Annotated in this window: 24 protein-coding genes; 9 read left to right on the forward strand and 15 right to left on the reverse strand. The window is 55.5% G+C overall.

What is annotated here, in order from left to right; all coding sequences use genetic code 11:
- Positions 1-373: 373 nt before the first annotated feature.
- The 6 genes from ACZ5C7_RS05610 to ACZ5C7_RS05635 all read right to left on the reverse strand — a co-directional run bounded on the left by ACZ5C7_RS05610 (position 374) and on the right by ACZ5C7_RS05635 (position 4,288).
- Entirely contained in the window at positions 374-784 is a 411-nt protein-coding gene (locus ACZ5C7_RS05610; protein WP_464375368.1) for a VOC family protein, read from the reverse strand.
- Positions 785-1,307: 523 nt separating this feature from the next.
- Positions 1,308-1,523 carry a hypothetical protein gene (locus ACZ5C7_RS05615; protein WP_464375369.1) on the reverse strand — a complete coding sequence of 72 codons (216 nt, stop codon included), beginning with the start codon at positions 1,521-1,523 and terminating at the stop codon, positions 1,308-1,310.
- 426 nt (positions 1,524-1,949) lie between these two features.
- Positions 1,950-2,375: a type II toxin-antitoxin system VapC family toxin gene (locus ACZ5C7_RS05620; RefSeq protein WP_464375370.1), complete on the reverse strand. Its 426-nt coding sequence runs from the start codon at positions 2,373-2,375 to the stop codon at positions 1,950-1,952.
- Positions 2,375-2,599 carry a hypothetical protein gene (locus ACZ5C7_RS05625; protein ID WP_283835926.1) on the reverse strand — a complete coding sequence of 75 codons (225 nt, stop codon included), beginning with the start codon at positions 2,597-2,599 and terminating at the stop codon, positions 2,375-2,377. Before ACZ5C7_RS05625 ends, ACZ5C7_RS05620 begins: the two co-directional genes overlap by 1 nt.
- 427 nt (positions 2,600-3,026) lie before the next feature.
- Positions 3,027-4,040, reverse strand: coding sequence for a tyrosine-type recombinase/integrase (locus ACZ5C7_RS05630; RefSeq protein ID WP_464375371.1), 1,014 nt, complete (start codon positions 4,038-4,040; stop codon positions 3,027-3,029).
- On the reverse strand, positions 4,037-4,288 hold the full coding sequence (locus ACZ5C7_RS05635) for a hypothetical protein (protein WP_464375372.1): 252 nt from the start codon (positions 4,286-4,288) through the stop codon (positions 4,037-4,039). The genes ACZ5C7_RS05630 and ACZ5C7_RS05635 overlap by 4 nt, the downstream gene beginning before the upstream one ends.
- A 395-nt stretch (positions 4,289-4,683) precedes the next feature.
- On the opposite strand from ACZ5C7_RS05635, the gene ACZ5C7_RS05640 reads away from it, so the two are divergent.
- Entirely contained in the window at positions 4,684-4,938 is a 255-nt protein-coding gene (locus ACZ5C7_RS05640; RefSeq protein ID WP_464375373.1) for an ArsR family transcriptional regulator, read from the forward strand.
- Between the two features lie 235 nt (positions 4,939-5,173).
- On the forward strand, positions 5,174-5,398 hold the full coding sequence (locus ACZ5C7_RS05645) for a hypothetical protein (protein WP_464375374.1): 225 nt from the start codon (positions 5,174-5,176) through the stop codon (positions 5,396-5,398).
- On the opposite strand, the gene ACZ5C7_RS05650 is transcribed toward ACZ5C7_RS05645, so the two are convergent.
- The gene (locus ACZ5C7_RS05650; protein ID WP_464375375.1) at positions 5,395-5,580 is read right to left on the reverse strand and encodes a hypothetical protein; all 186 of its coding nucleotides are present in this window, start codon (positions 5,578-5,580) and stop codon (positions 5,395-5,397) included. The genes ACZ5C7_RS05645 and ACZ5C7_RS05650 overlap by 4 nt on opposite strands.
- A gap of 113 nt (positions 5,581-5,693) precedes the next feature.
- Between ACZ5C7_RS05650 and ACZ5C7_RS05655 the strand changes: the two genes are divergently transcribed.
- From ACZ5C7_RS05655 to ACZ5C7_RS05685, 7 genes are all read left to right on the forward strand, one after another.
- A complete protein-coding gene (locus ACZ5C7_RS05655; RefSeq protein WP_464375376.1) occupies positions 5,694-6,128 on the forward strand; it encodes a hypothetical protein in 435 nt (144 codons plus the stop codon).
- 22 nt (positions 6,129-6,150) lie between these two features.
- The gene (locus ACZ5C7_RS05660; protein WP_464375377.1) at positions 6,151-6,282 is read left to right on the forward strand and encodes a hypothetical protein; all 132 of its coding nucleotides are present in this window, start codon (positions 6,151-6,153) and stop codon (positions 6,280-6,282) included.
- Positions 6,282-9,005, forward strand: a complete 2,724-nt coding sequence (locus tag ACZ5C7_RS05665; RefSeq protein WP_464375378.1) for an outer membrane protein assembly factor BamB family protein — start codon at positions 6,282-6,284, stop codon at positions 9,003-9,005. The genes ACZ5C7_RS05660 and ACZ5C7_RS05665 overlap by 1 nt, the downstream gene beginning before the upstream one ends.
- Positions 9,006-9,076: 71 nt before the next feature.
- Positions 9,077-9,619 (forward strand): hypothetical protein, encoded by a 543-nt coding sequence (locus tag ACZ5C7_RS05670; RefSeq protein WP_464375379.1) that lies wholly within the window; start codon positions 9,077-9,079, stop codon positions 9,617-9,619.
- Positions 9,616-10,428 (forward strand): hypothetical protein, encoded by an 813-nt coding sequence (locus ACZ5C7_RS05675; protein ID WP_464375380.1) that lies wholly within the window; start codon positions 9,616-9,618, stop codon positions 10,426-10,428. The genes ACZ5C7_RS05670 and ACZ5C7_RS05675 overlap by 4 nt, the downstream gene beginning before the upstream one ends.
- Positions 10,421-11,599 (forward strand): hypothetical protein, encoded by a 1,179-nt coding sequence (locus ACZ5C7_RS05680; RefSeq protein WP_464375381.1) that lies wholly within the window; start codon positions 10,421-10,423, stop codon positions 11,597-11,599. Before ACZ5C7_RS05675 ends, ACZ5C7_RS05680 begins: the two co-directional genes overlap by 8 nt.
- Before the next feature lie 240 nt (positions 11,600-11,839).
- Positions 11,840-12,235 carry a hypothetical protein gene (locus ACZ5C7_RS05685; protein ID WP_464375382.1) on the forward strand — a complete coding sequence of 132 codons (396 nt, stop codon included), beginning with the start codon at positions 11,840-11,842 and terminating at the stop codon, positions 12,233-12,235.
- Here ACZ5C7_RS05685 and ACZ5C7_RS05690 read toward each other — a convergent pair.
- The 8 genes from ACZ5C7_RS05690 to ACZ5C7_RS05725 form a co-directional block, all read right to left on the reverse strand.
- Positions 12,232-12,486 carry a DUF7692 domain-containing protein gene (locus ACZ5C7_RS05690; RefSeq protein ID WP_464375383.1) on the reverse strand — a complete coding sequence of 85 codons (255 nt, stop codon included), beginning with the start codon at positions 12,484-12,486 and terminating at the stop codon, positions 12,232-12,234. The two genes, ACZ5C7_RS05685 and ACZ5C7_RS05690, sit on opposite strands and share 4 nt — an antisense overlap.
- Positions 12,487-13,150: 664 nt before the next feature.
- Positions 13,151-14,776, reverse strand: a complete 1,626-nt coding sequence (locus ACZ5C7_RS05695) for a DUF7845 domain-containing protein (protein WP_464375384.1) — start codon at positions 14,774-14,776, stop codon at positions 13,151-13,153.
- A complete protein-coding gene (locus tag ACZ5C7_RS05700; RefSeq protein ID WP_464375385.1) occupies positions 14,776-15,294 on the reverse strand; it encodes a DUF488 family protein, N3 subclade in 519 nt (172 codons plus the stop codon). The genes ACZ5C7_RS05695 and ACZ5C7_RS05700 overlap by 1 nt, the downstream gene beginning before the upstream one ends.
- Positions 15,291-15,782: a hypothetical protein gene (locus ACZ5C7_RS05705; protein ID WP_464375386.1), complete on the reverse strand. Its 492-nt coding sequence runs from the start codon at positions 15,780-15,782 to the stop codon at positions 15,291-15,293. The genes ACZ5C7_RS05700 and ACZ5C7_RS05705 overlap by 4 nt, the downstream gene beginning before the upstream one ends.
- The gene (locus tag ACZ5C7_RS05710; protein ID WP_464375387.1) at positions 15,779-15,991 is read right to left on the reverse strand and encodes a hypothetical protein; all 213 of its coding nucleotides are present in this window, start codon (positions 15,989-15,991) and stop codon (positions 15,779-15,781) included. The genes ACZ5C7_RS05705 and ACZ5C7_RS05710 overlap by 4 nt, the downstream gene beginning before the upstream one ends.
- Positions 15,991-16,383: a hypothetical protein gene (locus tag ACZ5C7_RS05715; RefSeq protein WP_464375388.1), complete on the reverse strand. Its 393-nt coding sequence runs from the start codon at positions 16,381-16,383 to the stop codon at positions 15,991-15,993. Before ACZ5C7_RS05715 ends, ACZ5C7_RS05710 begins: the two co-directional genes overlap by 1 nt.
- Positions 16,380-16,664, reverse strand: a complete 285-nt coding sequence (locus ACZ5C7_RS05720) for a nucleoside triphosphate pyrophosphohydrolase family protein (RefSeq protein ID WP_464375389.1) — start codon at positions 16,662-16,664, stop codon at positions 16,380-16,382. The genes ACZ5C7_RS05715 and ACZ5C7_RS05720 overlap by 4 nt, the downstream gene beginning before the upstream one ends.
- Positions 16,654-17,013 carry a hypothetical protein gene (locus tag ACZ5C7_RS05725; protein ID WP_464375390.1) on the reverse strand — a complete coding sequence of 120 codons (360 nt, stop codon included), beginning with the start codon at positions 17,011-17,013 and terminating at the stop codon, positions 16,654-16,656. Before ACZ5C7_RS05725 ends, ACZ5C7_RS05720 begins: the two co-directional genes overlap by 11 nt.
- Positions 17,014-17,124 lie beyond the last annotated feature (111 nt).

Genomic DNA, 17,124 nt, shown 5'->3' on the forward strand with positions numbered 1-17,124 from the left:
AGATTCAATAAAATCTTTTCTCCATTCAATGAACGGCGTATTCTGATAATAACCATATTCTATCGGCAAGCATAAAAGTTCCGTGCCCAGCAAACTCGAGAACTCGTGTCCACGGTATCGTAACCGTTCGGGCAACTCGAGGGCGGTCATGCTGAATTACTCGCGCAACCACCTCGACTACTCGAGCGACGGATTCCGGACGCGGCAGCCACAGGGTCGGGCCTGATTGGCCATCGACCCGGCGCTGGTGACTAGCACAACCGACACCTACAGTGCGGACAGTTCGGTAACGAGAGTCCGTCGGAAAACGCACGAAAACCGAGGCGCTCACGCCGAACCGAAAGCACTCTCGAAAAGAAAGACGTATCGGACGTTATTCCTCGGATACCAGTCCGACCCGGTTCCCCTCAGAATCCGTAATAACCGCGTAGTGGCCGCCCATCTCGGGGATCGGTTCTTTCGAAATGAGGGTCTCGCCACCGTTCGATTCGACTCGAGCGATCGCGTCGTCAAGATCGTCGTCGACGGTCAGATAGATCACGAGTCCGTCGTCCATCGGATGATAGCCGATCGTATCGCCACGTTCTGTCGTATACTCGTCGATTTCGACGATCATGCCACCGACTTCTCCGTCCTCGGTATCGAACATGCCGGCCCGTCCGACGGGATCGCCGTCCTCGGGCGAGTGAACCTCGATATCGCGCTCGAGAACGATCGAATAAAAGTCGACTGCCCTGTCGAAGTCAATGCTGGGGAGTTCGAACCAATTGAGTACGTGCGTCATATTGTAAATCTCCGTGGAGGGGTATTTCCCCGACAGATTCTACGCGGTCTGATACGATATAGGGGCGAGTCTGCAGGCGAAAGGTGGACGAAAGGAGTTCGCTCGAGAGATACTGCGAACAATCGACTGGAACTACCACTCGTCGAAACGCCACAATCGGAAACGAAACCCGTCGGTACCTAACTCGGTGCAATCGAGCGGGCGATACCGAACGAATCGCCCAGGAGCTCGCGAGAAAACACAGCGTCGGCTACCGGGTCGTCGGCTTCCGTCGCCGCGGAAACGAGGTGTCTCCGCGAAAAACGCGCGTCCGCGACCGGTGACGAGCTCGCCATCAACGAGGTCTGCCTCGACGGCTGACTCCCCAAAATCGGTACCGTCTGGACGGGTCGCGACCTCGAGGAGTGGCTCGCCCACCACCGGTACTGCCTCGAGTGGGACCATCCCGATCTCGGTCTCGAGCGATAGACGGGCAACAGCCATCGCAACCTCACGGAGACGACAATCGATTCGAGTCCCTGCCTCAGTCCAGATCGATCCGCTCCCAGCCCTCCGCCTCGAGCTTCCGCCTGACCGGATCCGGTAACTGTCCATCCTCGTCAGTCGCGAACGCGGCCGCATCCGTCTTTGCGTCGAGGCGATCGTCGTCGAGCACCTGAAACGACCAGATGCTCCCGCCTCGCTTTATCTGTACGATCCGCTCGCCGTCGCTCGAGAATTCCTGATATTCGGTCGCCATCTGCTACTCGAGTGATGGAGCCGATGCGAACTTATAGCTTGCAGTATGCTCATCGCACGCCTGCTCCGTTCGCGTATTTTCGGCTGGCTCACTCCGTCGGGAGCAACCAGAAACGCGACACTATCCTCTCGGAATACGGTTCAATACATCTTCTCTCTTACTAGGCACCACACAGCACCGCTTCCTAATTGAAGCGGATAGGCGAAACGGTACAATATAGCGAGGTTATTCGAGTTCATGTTATACTGATGCGCAAAACCGTTTAATAACGAGTGAATTCACTGGGATTGAGCAAACCGAAGGTTTGCGATGTTCAGCGAGTCCATGACTGAACGAGCGAAAGCGACGTGAAGGAAATGGACTCACCTAGAGTAGATCAATGCACTCTCTCGTCCCGTTCCCGACTGTCAGATTGGAAAGTGAGAACTATAGTGAGCTATCCGTACGCACGCTATCTACTGGAATCTCTTGCTCACGTGCAGCCTTTCGAAGCGCGCTATCTTCAGTTACCAAGGTGAGATCATTACGCTCTGTGGTTGCAAGATACGCCGCGTCATAGAACGTGAGTCCGTTTGATTGGGCGAGGTCCATCGTTGTAGAGAGGTTTTCGTTACTTACGGTCTCGAGTTGAACCTCTGTACCAAGTCGTGAGAGAATAGTAACAGCGTCTTCTAATTCAGAATCAGTTAGATTATCGTGGGCAAGGCCGGTTTTCCAAAGTGCATTCGCCGCCTCATACATCGTCAAATCGAGCATATACTCATCGAACAAGATACTAACGTCTACATCGGCTCCGTTTTCACCAATGATAATGTCTACCACTGAGCTTGCGTCGAAGAGATATTCAGACATTAGTTCTCTTGACGGGTTTCACGAACTGCTTCAACAATCTCGTCAGTTTCAACACCGTCACCTACCTTCTCTCGAAGGGAATCTACATCCCGTCTAAGTTTCTCGCGCCGGCGCTCGGTGATTTCCTCCTTGAGCGCGTTACGGATAACCTCGCTAACGTTGATATCTTCCTTTTCGAGTTCTTCCTTCATGTCATCGGGGATCTTTGCTGATACGGTAGTCATACGTGCGAGTATTACGTGACAGAATTACTAAAAAGTTCCCTGGAGAGTTAATAAGGCCGTCTCGAGCGGATTGTTCTAGAACGGACCGACGCAACCAGCGACCGCCAGGGAGCCGTGAGTGAACCAATCCCCGAAGGCAACCACCGCAAGGAGCAAAGAAACGGAGCTGCACCCCTCTCCGAAAAAGTAAAGTACAGAGTAATGACGTGTAATTGTAGCTACCCCCGGACGGAAGCCATGACGAAGCGAAGAACGACTCAACTCAAGCGGAGAACGTTGCTGGAGAGTCCCACCGATGGGCGATTCTGTACTTAAAGAAGTGTGTGGAATCGTCCGCCGTGTTGGGATTGTTGGCGAGGCAAAAGCCGAGTGGACTCGCGGGGATGGTGAAATCTCGTTGAGTCGCGTGGTTTTGCAAATCATGATCTTATTCTGGTAGGTTCTGACGGCGGACCGCCATCTTCTCGCGTTCTGTTCTCGCGTCGTAATGCTGGTACAGCACATCGAGCGAGACATCCATCCGCTCGCTCACCGTCTCCGGTGCCGTTTCCTCGTTCAGGTGGTTCGTGATCGCTCCCCGGCGAATCGCATGGGGAGACCGCGCCGATGGACACTTCGACGGGACCGCACCACTGCCAAGAGCTTCACAGCCGCTCGGCTGTCGGTCATGTGGGCATTCAGCGTACCGACAGGGGTGTAACGCCCGGATCACCCACTTGTAGATTGAGTGGCCGGTAGGGCGGGTATCCTGCTGAGTCGTGAACAGCGGTCGGCGACCGTGCTCGTCGCGAACGGTCTTCCGGTCGGGATTCGAAACGAAATCCTCGAGAATCTTGAACCAACGAGGACCGAGATAGACCCAGCGACTCCCTCCATCGCCGTTTTTGAGCGGCGTATCCGTATCGGGGCGGTGCTCGACTCGAATCGCTTGGTCATCGTCATCGAGATCGTCAACATCGAGCCCACGTACCGCACCTCGTCGCATCCCCGTTCGCCAAATCAAAGCGAGCAGTGCGTGATCTCGACTCGCGTAGTGATGGCGATCGTAGTACCGAAGCGCCTGCTTCGCGCGGTCGGCCTCGAGGAACACATCTTTCGACTCGGCTCCGTCCGGTAGGTCCGGTGAGTGGAGCTTTTCGGAAAGACCCTCCTCGACGCCCTCGATATCGGCCCACCACCGGAGCGCCATCCGGACGCTACTCAACTGCTTTTGCAACGTGATCGCGGCAACCTCACCCCGACGCCAAGCCACGAACGCCGACAGATCACGACCGGTGAGGTCGTTCAAGTCGTCGATCTCGGCTTCTTCACACCACTCGAGAAACACAGAGAGACGATGCCGCGCGTTCTGCATCGAGGACTCGCGAATACTCGGTGCTCGGTGTTCGAGGAAGCGATCGACGCCTTCCTTCGGTTCGAGAGGCTGGAGGTCCTTGCTCACGCCTCCCCCCGGACCTCGAGTGTGTTCCCCTGGTGGAGAACGAGCTCGTCGCGATGGATTTCTTCCTCGGTTTTCAGATCGTGGAGCGTCTCGAACTCCGGTTCAACATCGTTGTCGTAGGAGCGAGCGCACTGCTGGCACCAGAAGTGGTTGTTCGTGGGCTCCCAGGATCGATGGCCGTTCGGACACATGAACCGCCAGCGATCCGTTCGGTTCGACAGTCGAATCTCTTCTTTCGTTGCAGGCATCACCTCGGGCGTCTCGCCGGGATATAAAAACGAGAGGCCAAAGGCGCACCGCGAAAGTAAAACTAAACCTGATTCTCGTCGGAGGCTATACGTCCGTCCTTCGAGGGATTTATCCCCCGTTGCGTTGCGCGATATCATGCTTCCGTAGTCTGGTTACGGAGGCCAGCGGGCCGGTGCCTCTACACCGGGTCCGCGTTTTCGCGAGGACCCGACCGGGCAGCGGCGGGTCCGTCTGGCTTCCGTTGCACTGGCTGAAACACCCCGTTTACTTATAATTAACTAAGCGTTCTATTAGCTACAACTATGAGATTGGATGTGTATGAGATGAACACCGGACAGATTTTCATGGTGTACTGTGCAGAAAAGCTAAGATGCGACGACCTCGGGTGGTCTGGATGACGAACGCGGATGATCGGATTTTGGAATTTCTCGAAAACGATCCTAATCCAGATATTGTTGCAACACCGAGAATTATTGCTGAAAATATTGACTTCAATCGAGGATACGTCACTCAGAGAATGAGTAAACTTCTCGAAAACGATCTTGTCGAATATTATGAGGAATCAAGTGGAATTTATCAAATAACCGAACGGGGTCGTAAATATCTCAATGGGGATTTGGATAAGGACGACCTCGAGAACGGCCAGTAGTTACAAACCAGTGTCGTGACTGAGAGTTAATATGTACTCTCGAAGGTCGGTGATTGGTGGGGTCACACTGCTGATAACTACGTTAGCAGGGTGCTCAGGAGACATTTCGAACACTGGTGATGGTGGTGAAGCCGGAAACGATAACGGTGGTAATGACGACGATTCAGATCCTGAACCAGAACCGGAACCGGAACCAGATCCGGAAGTTACCGATATCAACGTGGACTCAGACTTCATGGGTTCCTTGACCGGAACTGCGGACGTTCAGGTGTTAGTTCAGAACGACGGTGACGAGGGAGATGTCGAGGCGACCGCGATCATTCTTGACGAGAACGGTAACACTCTGAAACGGGAATCGGAAAGAGCGTATGTCGATGAGGGAGAAAGCCGTCGAATCGATATTGAGATGAGTGGGCCGGATGGCTCAGATCGCGTTACTGCGGAAGCTGAACCAGCTTAAGCTTCAATTCCGTCGATGAGTTCGAGCGAATATTCACCTTCACCTGTACGCTGAATGTGAAAGAGATGGTCGTCGTCGAGATCGCCGTTTTCGTCGAGCAATCCGTCAATGCGCAGGTCGTCTTTTGGAACCGTCACTCCGTAGGAATAGTTGTCTAATTCCCTGAGTTTGTTCAATGCCATAACATCGCTCGCAACTTCCCCCGGTATAAAGGTTGGTGTCACTGGGGGGTACACCAATGCGTCACCTTGGTTTTCCTTAGCTTTTCGACCCCCCGTGCTGACGGAATTTGAGTATGGCAACTTCAGCCTTGCCGGATACGCTTCCGACAAATATCCGATCGAAAGAAGGAATCGACTTAATTGACTCACTCCTGGCTCCGCTGTTCGTCGCGTGCACGCTCGTCGTCAGCGGCCTCGCGACAGTCGGGATCGACGCGCCCATCACGTGGTATCTCGGGGACGCGTTCTATGCCGCCCACGGGACCGAATTCACCTGGGCGTTCATCTTTTCGATGATCGTCATCGGAACGGCGTGGATCACGAACGAGCAAGTGGACTTGTCTGACTATACTGACGAAGAACTGGCAGTGATGCTCTCGATGTTCATACTGAATATCTTAGCCGCTCTCGTGCCCGCCATTCAGGTCGCTATTGCCGCTTACTGGTGGTTGGGGATGTTCGTGGTCATGCTGAACGGAGCCGGTTTCTACCTGCTCGCTTACAAATAACGAAACTCAAGGGGAAGGAAACATGATAACGCAATTTTTCGACGGGATGGACGTTGAGACGGTCGAACTACTGGCAGCCTTCGGCGTCGTTTCGCTCGTTGGCTGTCTGCTAATAATGGCATCGCTGTTCGGACAGATCGCGGGGTTACTATAATGTCAACAGAGAGCCCACAGCCCACGGATTCGGACACGGTAGAGGAACAGGCATTTCACGAGATGGTCGAACACTCGGCAACACGGCGCGGAGTGCTGCGCGGGATCGGCGCGACGGGAACGGCGGCGATCGGCGTCGGCGTTGTCGGTGCGGACGAGGAAGAAGATTCGTCGTTTGGAGACGATATCGAGGAAGACGATTACGAACTCGTTGATCCACAGGTCCGTCCAGCGTACGACCCCGATGATCCAGATACATCGACGTTCGCGACGGCTCGGAACCTGATCGATTATGTCGATCGGATCTTGCAACCGGAGGGGCTGCCCGAAGACGAGATCCAGTTGCATTCGATGGGCATCTCTGAATCAGAGGGGTTCGATATCCATCTCAATCAAATCGAGAACGACCTCGAGCGGACCTCTGGGTTAGCGTCTGATGAGGCCCGTCACGCGATCGCGACTGCGTGGGAGGACGGGTTGACCGAAATTCAGGCGCATCAGAATGCAATGCAGGCCATTCGGGATTATTATTCAAAGATTGAATGGAATCATTTGGAGGTCCTAAACAAATCGATCTTACAACTGCGCGTCATCATGACGCACGCGGTCGAATCGGATGATGTTCGAGACCACTTTATTCAGATCTCCGGAACTGCCGTAGCCGAAGAAGAGGAGGTTCAACTCTATGTGTTCGATGAGACGACTGAATCTAAATTCGAGCTAACAAATGGAGACGAAGTTACCGTCGAGATACCAGCAATGGAATATGATGGATTCGGGTCCGAATCTGAAGTTGGCGGAACGATCCCCATCGACCAAGATCTTTTTGATCTTTATGATGATGAGAATGAAGAGTTCGTCTTTGAGCATCCAGATGAGGAAGAAGAGGACGTAACAACGAGTCTTGACGTGATTATCCAGAGCGTGCAGGTCGGTGATGATCCGTCCGACCAACTCGATTCGGCATTCTTGCTGAATATGAATCGATGGATGGAGGCATATTACGAAATCGAATATCAGAGCGACCGAATCACTGCTAACTTTGACGAGCAACTCGTCGAGGATATGTATGAATTGATGGACGCGGATCAACTGTCCCCGTCAGATGTTCGGGGAATTAATGGTCTATTCAATGAGTATTCGGGCGATTCTGAGGTTACATCAAGTTCGCTCAATTTGGCAATCTACAACCGTCTTGACATGGAGCAACCGAACCTCGAAACGACCGCATCAATGGAGGTGACGTATACCGGACCAACTGAGAGAGAGGTAACTATTCAGGATGGTGATAGGAACATGTCTAACTCCGGTTTCGTTGAAGATCAATCCTATACTGGACTGCTCTACGCGGAGGAGACTCCAGAAGATGGGCTCCGCCCTGGACACTCGTACCAGATCGGTGAAACATCTCTATATACGTTGACAGATGACGGCATCCATCTTGCGGATGCCGGAGCGGACTCGAATCAGTGGAGCAACACAGAGATTGGATCAAGAGATTCGGATATTGATTCAGAAGGGGAGACCTTGTATGTAACTGAGGGTGAAGAATCATTATATGCATTTAACGCGGAGACTGGTCGTGAACTCTGGGAGTACACGCATCCGGATATCCGTAGGGCGAATGGGGTCGCACTATCTCATGACGATCAAATAGTGTTCCTCACTGGATCAACGGATCAAGGTGAGCCCTTATTACAGGCGATAGATCCGGAGGATCAATCTCTCTTATGGGATGACAATGATCGGGCAAATGAAGCTTTGTATTCGTTAATCGCGCATCCGTCTGAGGACATGGTGTTCTATCCTGGGGATGGATATGTGTATGGCTTGGATTCCCAGACCGGGGACCTGCTCGAAGGCTGGCCATATGAGGGACTTGAGGGTCGAAGTGACGCGATCAACCTAACCGATGATGGGACTCTAATCGTATCGGACTGGAGCTCGAACCTTCACGGAATTGACATCAATGATCCATCAGAAACGTGGACCCAGTCGTATCCTGATGATATCAATGATTTAGCTATGGTATCTGATAACCGTATCTTACTGGCTGGAGGTGATGGAGTGGTTCGTCTCTTCGATCTTGAGAACGGCGAACCAACAAATGAGATATGGACCTACAGCGGCCCATCAGAGAATGCCTACGCCGTCGAAGAGTCTCTCACAGGAGACGAATTCTATGCGGGTTACAATGATGGAGAGCTTCACACGATTGAGTCTGAACAGGGGTTAGAACTGTCTGTCTATGACTATGAGAGTACGATAAGGGATATAAGGGTGCAACCTGTCGGGGTTGACTTATCAGGGATCCTCTCTGAAAGTATATTCTATGATGCCCCGACTGGTGATGAGATCTCCTTAATCGGTGGCCATCTAACAATCGACTCAATGCAAGATGCTGATGGGAATGAGATATCGGAGGATGACGCTCAACACTGGGAAGGAGGGACGGAGTACGATGTGTATGATTCGTCGGAGTTTGCAGAGTACACGCAACAGCAAACCGAGTTAATCGAACAAATCGAGAACAACTATGTCTATGAGGACGGAAATGGCGGGACTGACGTTGATGTTGATCTTGGTTGGCCCGACTGGATGGAAGATCCAAGGCCAGACATCCCAGAAGGGTCAGCACTTGTCGGCGTCGCGATCGTGGGGCTCGTCGTCGTCAGTATAGCGTGGTCGGTCGTCAGCGATCTGATCCCTGGCCTGGGTAACTGACGATGAGACGTTTTTGCATTTTTGCACTGGTGGTAGCGATTGTCTTGTCTGGCGTAGTGGGCTCTATGGGCATGGGCTCCGCGATCGCGCAGGAGAGCGAGAGCGATGACGACCAGGACGAGCTCGAGTCCGACGAGATCGACGGGAACGAAACGGACGCGCTCGAGCAAGCATCGATAATCGAAGAACGGAACGAGACGGTCCAATTCGGCGAGATCGGAGAGTTAGCCGGTTGGGGATTCGATGACGGTACCGTTCAAGTCGCAATCTCCGCCGAAAGACCGCTCGATATCGTTATTGTGGACAGTATCGCAGGCGTCGGCGACGAAGGCGCGGTACAACCGCCGACGCACGAGGTATCGATCGATGAGGGTATCCACGTCGTCACGATGCCCGTGGAGTCGCTGAACGGCGGCCACTCGGTGACGGTCAACGTCGGAGGCGCGCAGGTCCGACTCTCGAGTGAGATGGTCGAGAGCGATCCAGACGACCCGCTGAGCTACTTCGGCGGGCTTAGTGGACTGTTCTGGGGGATCGGCATGACGACCGGATTGGCGGCGACAGCGGCCGGATACGTCGTCTATCGCGAAGACAGCGGAGTGATGAAAGCATGAGCGAGACAAGCAACACGTACGGAGGCTGGAGCGACCGATTAACGCATATCGCGGCTGAGGGGCAGTTAGTCGTTCTCGGGTTGATGTTTTCCGTGGGCGTGGGCTTGTTCCTCTGGCGGCCGTCTTTACCGAGCGTTCCGCCCGTCACTCAGGGGATTCTCGCGGCGCTCTTGCTGTTCGGCCCGCCCCTGTTCGGGATTTTCGTGACCGGCGTCCGATGGCTTCGGAAACGCCGTATGGTGGAGGTTCACCACATCAACGGCGTAACTGACGTGAGAGAGAAATACTACGTCGAACCGTCGGTGTGGAGTAATAAGAAAATCGAAGGACCGAGCCCGTACTCAGTCAACGACGGAGGGGCGTTCGAGGTTCGAGAGTTCGAGAATCACGAGGATATTGACCAGTTGATCGTTCGAGGATGCTATTTTAGCGAACTATCGGACTCGAAACTCATCACGATTAAAGCGATGCTCGAGGACGTTCACGGCGATCTCGTCGAGGAGTTCCTGGCGTCGAATCGGCTCCGCGGTCGAATCTCGAAAATGGGGCTTCAGATCCAGAAAGACCTCATCAACGAGGAAGCAGAAGCCGACGAACGCGGTCTAATGAATCCACGAACGGCAGTGAAAGAACGGTTCGAATCGGCACGCGAAGACGCGGAGAACAATTCGACAGACGACATTCAGAACGTCTCTCGCTACGTCGATCAGTATGCCGACGAGCACGGAATCGAGACAACCAGCGGCCCGCCAGCGACCCAAGAGCAGGCACAGCAGGCGGCCACAGACGGAGGGAGCGGATATGAGTGACGAACAAGACAACTACACAGTCGGCGGCTTTCGAGAGTTTCAGGACGGAAAACTGGCACGTGACCCCGATGAGGTGCTCCCTCACACCGGATTTGTGAGAGACGACCAGATAGACCGTCAAATGACGATGCGCGCGCTCCATCACGATCCGGACCGATGGGACGGCAAAGCGGCGGCCACGTACATGGACGTGGCGAAGAACCGAGATATCCTGAAAGGAGAGGGAAGCCATACAGCGCGGAACGCGCTCGATAACGGCGATACGCTCACGCTGAAGCACTATCTCGGCGACCCGGCTCAAGAAGCCGACCTCTCCGGAATCAAGGCCATCACGCGCTTGCAGGAGATCGTGGCCGGACCGGCCCCGGTGATCGTGTTGCTCGGCGAGATGGGTGCCGGGAAAACGAACTTTGCGTGCCTCCTGGCGCAGCTGCGCGATCGCTGGGTTGACGGCAATATGCAGATCGCTTCAAACATTCGCACGCTCCCGCGAAATACCGACTGGGTACGTGACAATGGCGAACTCGAGGACGGCTGGATACCGAACTATCCGCTGCTCGAGGAATGGGTCGGACAGGATGGAAATCCAGTTGAGCATTCGCAGAAGCCAAAGCTGTTCATCGGCGACGAGTTTTCGACGAACGCGAGTGGGTCCGGCGAGGACGGCCAGTTAGTCCGCAAACTGATGGGTCCGTTAGTGTTCAAAATCCGAAAGTACAACGGCGCTCTGATCTATATCGGTCACGACGAGAGTTCGATTCATCCGCTTCTCTGGCGCGTCGGGACGATTATCAAAAAGCCCGATCGGAACGACCAGGGCAAGGCGATCGTCGCGGATCGCATCTCCGGTGGGAAACTGAAGGATGTTGATCCACGGCCACTGAAAGGCATCCCTCCGGCCGATTTTGAGCCTCACACGCACGATGAAGCCGACTGGTCGTGGCGCGCTCCCTCCGGAGACGAGAAGGACGGCCCGGCGATCGCGGAGGACGACGTGAAAACGGTCGCTGCATGGACGATGGAAGCCTGTCGAGAGCAAGGTATGTCGGCCCGCGAAACCTCCGTATACGTGCCGTATAGCCACGCTACCGTCTCAAACTGGTGGAAAGAGATTGATGAAGGCGGCGAGAAAGCGGAGTGGGTTGACAACGTGGAGAAGGTGATCGCATGAGGGCGTCGGGTTGCCAAGCTGTAAAGCGCAACCGACCCCCCTTTAGTAACTGTCAAGCCCAAAGCCCACCGCGCTTGCTCCCTACTGGGAGCGAAGCGGGCCGTGGGCGTAGCGTATCTGAGCGAGCGGAGTTTTATATATATCTGCGCGTGGCGTGTGCGTTACCTATCCGATACCTGTCATTTTTTGAGAGTCGATTTTTGAAAAATCGCGGCGCGCGCGTTGTGGGGATGGACTGATATGCCGTCGCACAAGGCCAACAAGCACGGAACAGCGTGTGAATACCATCTCGCAGAAAAGTATCGCGTCGATCTCGTCGACGAGAACGGAAAGCGAGTCGATACCAGTTGGTACGACGGTCTCAAAAACGGCGTTCCGTGGGAGTTCAAGGCCACGAAATACAAACACGCTGACGGCCAGCCCGGCAATTTCAAGGTGTACAAGCAGTATCACGGCCGATTACAGCGGAACGGTGGGAGGTACGGATTTGCGGTCTATCGCAAGCGAGGGACCGGAACGCAGATTTTGAAAACGACGTCCATTCCTGCATCCAGGCTGCCCACGTTGCGCTGGCACGGGGGCGGCGATCACCGCGACACCAAGCAAGCGAAGATCTCGATCGAGGACGTGTTCTAATCTCGATCGACGGTCACCGACTGTTCTGCTTCGAAGCTGACGACTCGAGTACTGAGTGTTTCCGCGATCTCCTGACGTTGCTCGTTCGTAAGGTCGTCGCGCTCGAGGACCTGGCGTGCAGCTGCAACGAGTTTCGGCACATCGTCACACGCACTGACGACGGCTTTCGTCTTGTTACAGTCGTAGAAGTCCGCTGCTCGGTTGATCGGATCCAGCCGGTAATCGTACTTGCCGTCGGTTCGGATTCGCATACTCGTACACACGACCCCCCGAATCCTAGTTTTTTCGACTCACTGAACCCGGCCCAAAGCCCATAATCGGGGTGTTTCTATCAGTTCGCCAGAGTGGTTTCGAGGTTCGTCGCGGCGATCGTCGCTCGATATGCACACGGCGTTCTCGATCTCGTGTGCATATTCGGGAAACCGTTTTTCGCGACGTGCAACCCCCAGCGGTGGCGGAGAATAGTGGCTACGCGCTTCGTCGAGATGACTCCCACAAGAAATAGAGAATAACCATACCAATGAGAACAACAATCGCACCCAGAATACTCAGGAACTGTCCAAGGGTGATAGCCACAATCACGTTCATAATGTCATGAACGGACCAATCAGATAAAAAATGCACCGCTAACTTCGAAACTGTCTAACCCCCGTTTCGTGTGCTTCAACTGGAGATCTCCGTGCGGAGGCGGAGGGGGTGCGCTGTAATTTTTTGGCTCTGTCCCCTTGGGGACACACGCCAAGGGGGCTTTCGCGCGCAGCGCGAAACGACCCCGCATGCGGTCCGGAGCGATCGCCGTGCGACCCACGGGCTCGAGAGACGGAACACAAACTAACTTGTGAAGTTCGTCAAAAACAGAAAGTGTACTTGTAGAAAACAAGTGCCAAAACGGCGTTACCACTCAAGAAGGTCGTTCTACCAGTCGGGATCGAGCTTCCCGAGCAAACGCGAGTGCGAACCTCCCTCTGGTGAGTTCCACACCATCGGGATCCCAGCGAACACCGCCGGATCGTTCCCTGAATGCCGCCACTTCTCGATCGCCTCTCGAGCGACCGCCTGGGCGTTTTCGAAACTACTCCCCTTCAGTTCGGAGAGGATCGTATCGATCCGCATTCGCTTCGGGTTCCCATCGTCGTCGAACTTGAGCTCGGCACCGTTCTCGGCAAGCCACTGTTGGAACGGCGACGACTCGGCAACGTGGTCGGCAAGGCCCATCACGTGCTGCATCCGATCGGCGTAGCTCTCGATCGCGTACTCGGCACTCTCGACGAGCCCGCGAAGTTCCTCCTGGTACTTACGAGCTCGAAACGACACGTCACCACTGTCGAGATCGATGATGTCGCCAAGATCGTTGATCGCTCGGTAGATCGTCGCGGGGTGCTTCCCGAGATCGTCGGTGAGGTCGTCGACAGTTGATCCGCCGTCAGTCGCGACGGTCTCGGTCACGTCCCGTGCGGTCTCGCCCATGTCTCGTAGCGTCGTCATTAACAGGTGGTTCGACTCGGCCTCGAGCCGCGGCGTCGGATCCGCGTAGATCTCGACGGGATCGTCTCTCGCGACGGCTTCGAAGTGGTAGTCATCAACGTAAACACCACTCCCGTCGGGTCCGAGCGGGATATCTTCCCAGGCGAGGAAATTCAAGAGTGTTTCCTCGATTTCCTCCGTTACCTCGTCGCGTTCGGACCACGACCACGCCTCACCGTCGTTCATCGCTTTGTTCACCAGAACCTCCACCTTCGGGTGGTAGGATGGATTGTCCTTCGCGACGGCGTCGGCGTTTTTCAACTGATAGATTTCGAACTTTCGCCCGTACGTGTGGCCGGGAAGCAACTCGCTAACCGATGCCGGGTCGAGTTCCATTCGGTTCTGGTGGTTAATCACCTCCTTGTTATCGAGCGACAGTTCGGCTTTCACGCCCTCGAGCTCGGCGAGGTGTAGCATCACTTTGTGCATCACGCCCGACTGTGCGAGCCGTTCAGCCCATGATCGGCGGGCACGAACATACCGCTCGTACGCCCACTCGCGACTGTACTCCGGGTGCGGGGGCTCGCGAAAGTAGGTCGGGTGAACTCGCTCGCCTGCCTTCTCGAAAATCGCGCTGAAGAACTCCGGAAGCAACTCGAGCGCGCGGGTTGCTTCGATGTGAGACGGTTCGTACTCAACGTCGACGCCTTCGACCTGACCGAACTGCGATTCCCAGGGTAACTGAACCGGCTCACCCGTTTCCCAGTGACGCATATCGGGGAATCGCGGCGAGATATTGTACGACGCTTTCGACTCACCAGGGCCACTACCGACGATATCCCATTCGTAGAGCCGTTCGGCGTTGATACCATCGCTTAATCGAGGTGCAAATCCGGATTTGCTGTAACTCACGACGATGTGCCACGGTTCCCCGTCGATCTCGACATCTAATTCGGTGTGTCCCTCGAACGGTTCACCGAGCATGACCGACGAGAGCGCGTCATACGGCCCGCGTCCCCAGTTATCCCATTTCCAGCGCCCGTGAATTTCGTGAGGCGTCGTTTCGACCTGCGCCATCACGCATCACCGGCGAAGTCCGCGAGGGTGGCGTCGGCGTTGCCCTCCTGGTCGCCGACCTCGAGCGGGATCGTGGTCGGATCTGGATGGTGAAACAGCTCGATATCCTCGAGCTCGGCGACGATCGTCTCCGCGAGCAACCGCCGGTGACACCATCGCGGATCCTTCTCCCAACAGACCAACCAGATATCACGCTCGCGAGCGCGATCGCGTAATTCATTCACGACCACAGCCGGACCCGCCCGCGCAAGATGCGCGCGATATCGCTGTTCGTAGTCGACGTTATCCCACGCGACAGCCGCCGGTATCGGATCGTCATTCAGTTCGGCGGCTTTCTCGACCGTCTTGAACGCCTCGAGGAGCGGTTCGGGCGGTGCGACAGCTGGGATATTTCGATCAACCAGCTTATCAATGAAGTCTCGAGGTCGTCGGACCACTCCGAAAACGTCGTCATCGTCCTTCGGTTCGAACGGTGACGACGGCGAGAGCCCGGTGAAGTACGTCGTTCGAACCGTCACGCCGACGCACCTCCCTTCCGCTGAATTTCGGACGGATCGAATATACGGCTCCACGCGATTTGCGCGTAATCGGCTCGATCACCGGCATCGATCCACGACGAAACGAGGTCGTTGACGACAGTCGCAGGAACGAGCTTCAGCGCGAGAATGGGCCGGTCGGGCATCGGTGCACAGACAGCGAACAGGTAGATCGCTCCCTTCTCGAGCAAGTGCTGGTGTTGCTGTTCTCGCAGGTAGTAGCGGCCTCGAGTCTGTCCTTCACCGTAGACGACCATCACCGATTTAATCTCGATGAGCGTCCCGATCTCCACGACCGGGAGCGCGACCGTGGGCAGCTGGGCGTCCGGTACGATCACGGTGGTGGCGCGGGCGTCGGCGTGAACGTCTTCGGTATCGGTGAGGTGTTCGATCTCGGGGACGGTTTGGATAACGGCGGCTTCTGCGTTCTCCCCGCCGTGTTTCGCAGAGATGCGCGCTTGAGAACTCACCGCTCGTCACCTCCCGATCGGCAAGTGTCCGTGTCCGTGTACTGCTTGAGTTCATCTATCGCGATGCCGAGTTGCTTCGCCTGGTATCGGTAGGATCGGGCATTTTCGGCGTTCTCCTCCCAACGAGCAGCCGATTCGAGAGTGTGCTTCGCTTCCGAGATTTTTGATTTGACTGTTCGAAGCTCGCGCTCAGTATCGTTTGAGGACATCACGAATCGCCTCCGTTCTGCTGCTTTCCCGTCTCACGTTGCCGCCCGTCGTCGTTGACGAGCGTCGTCTGAACCGGTCCGATATCGGACTCGCCGACCCAAAGGTCATCGGAAGGGTGGAGTGGTGGACGATCGCCGCGGATGTTGTCGCAGTGCGGGGAGATCCGCGCGATGACGCTTTCGACGTTCGAACAGATCCACTGCCGGACAACGTCATCGAAATCGTGCGTGTACCAGCCCCTAACGTCCGCAGGGTCATAGCGGTGAGCGCACATGGCGAGCGCGGAGAGATCTCCGGTCGTGACTCGCTGGGCGTCTTTGACTGCGGCAGGCTTCCGCGTATCCCCGACATCGAGACGGGCCTGTTCAGTCCCGCTCGAGGCGGCGCTCATAGGGATTCCTCCGTTCCCGTACCTACAGACCGCTCGTTTAGCGCCCACTGGAGTTGGAAGCAAAGGGCACCGAGGTCGGCGAGTTCGTCGCCGACACGTTCCGGATCGCCGCCCTCGTGCATGGCTTCGAGATGCGCCTGAGAGAGTTCGCCGAGTTCTTCCTGCAACGCCAGAAGCAGGGTCTCAACCTCTTGGATACCCCACTTCTCGACGTTCTCCTCGGCCTTCTCTCCCCAACGCTTGCCGATGTACAGGTAGTGCTCCGTACCGTCACTCGACATTGCGCTCACCTCCCTCGCTGTAACGTTCACCGCACGCCGTACAGATCCACCTTACCCGCCGCAAATTCACAACACGCTGTTTCCGTCCGTCGGCCTCACAATTCGGGCAAATCGGCGAAAACGCCCGTTCAATAGCGTCCACAGAGTTGCCGCCGTCGGCCCGAATCTCGCGATCGCCTTCGTGCTCCTGGAAGACAGCCGACTCGAGGACGGTATCACAGTCCGAATCGACGACGTGATTCGATCCGGCGGCGATCATCCGATTGTACCCGTTCTCGCAGTTCTCGAAGGACCATGTTTCCGAACAGTCCAAACACTCGAGAACCAGCATTTTGGCAGCTTCAGACATCGAAACCACCCCGAACTAACCGCCCATTGCAGAACGGACACCGATCACCCTCACGGCCCGAAACCTCGAAAAGCGTCTTTTCGCAGGTGTGTCGCACGGGCAAGCGCAATC

This window comes from Halostagnicola alkaliphila (assembly GCF_055379965.1).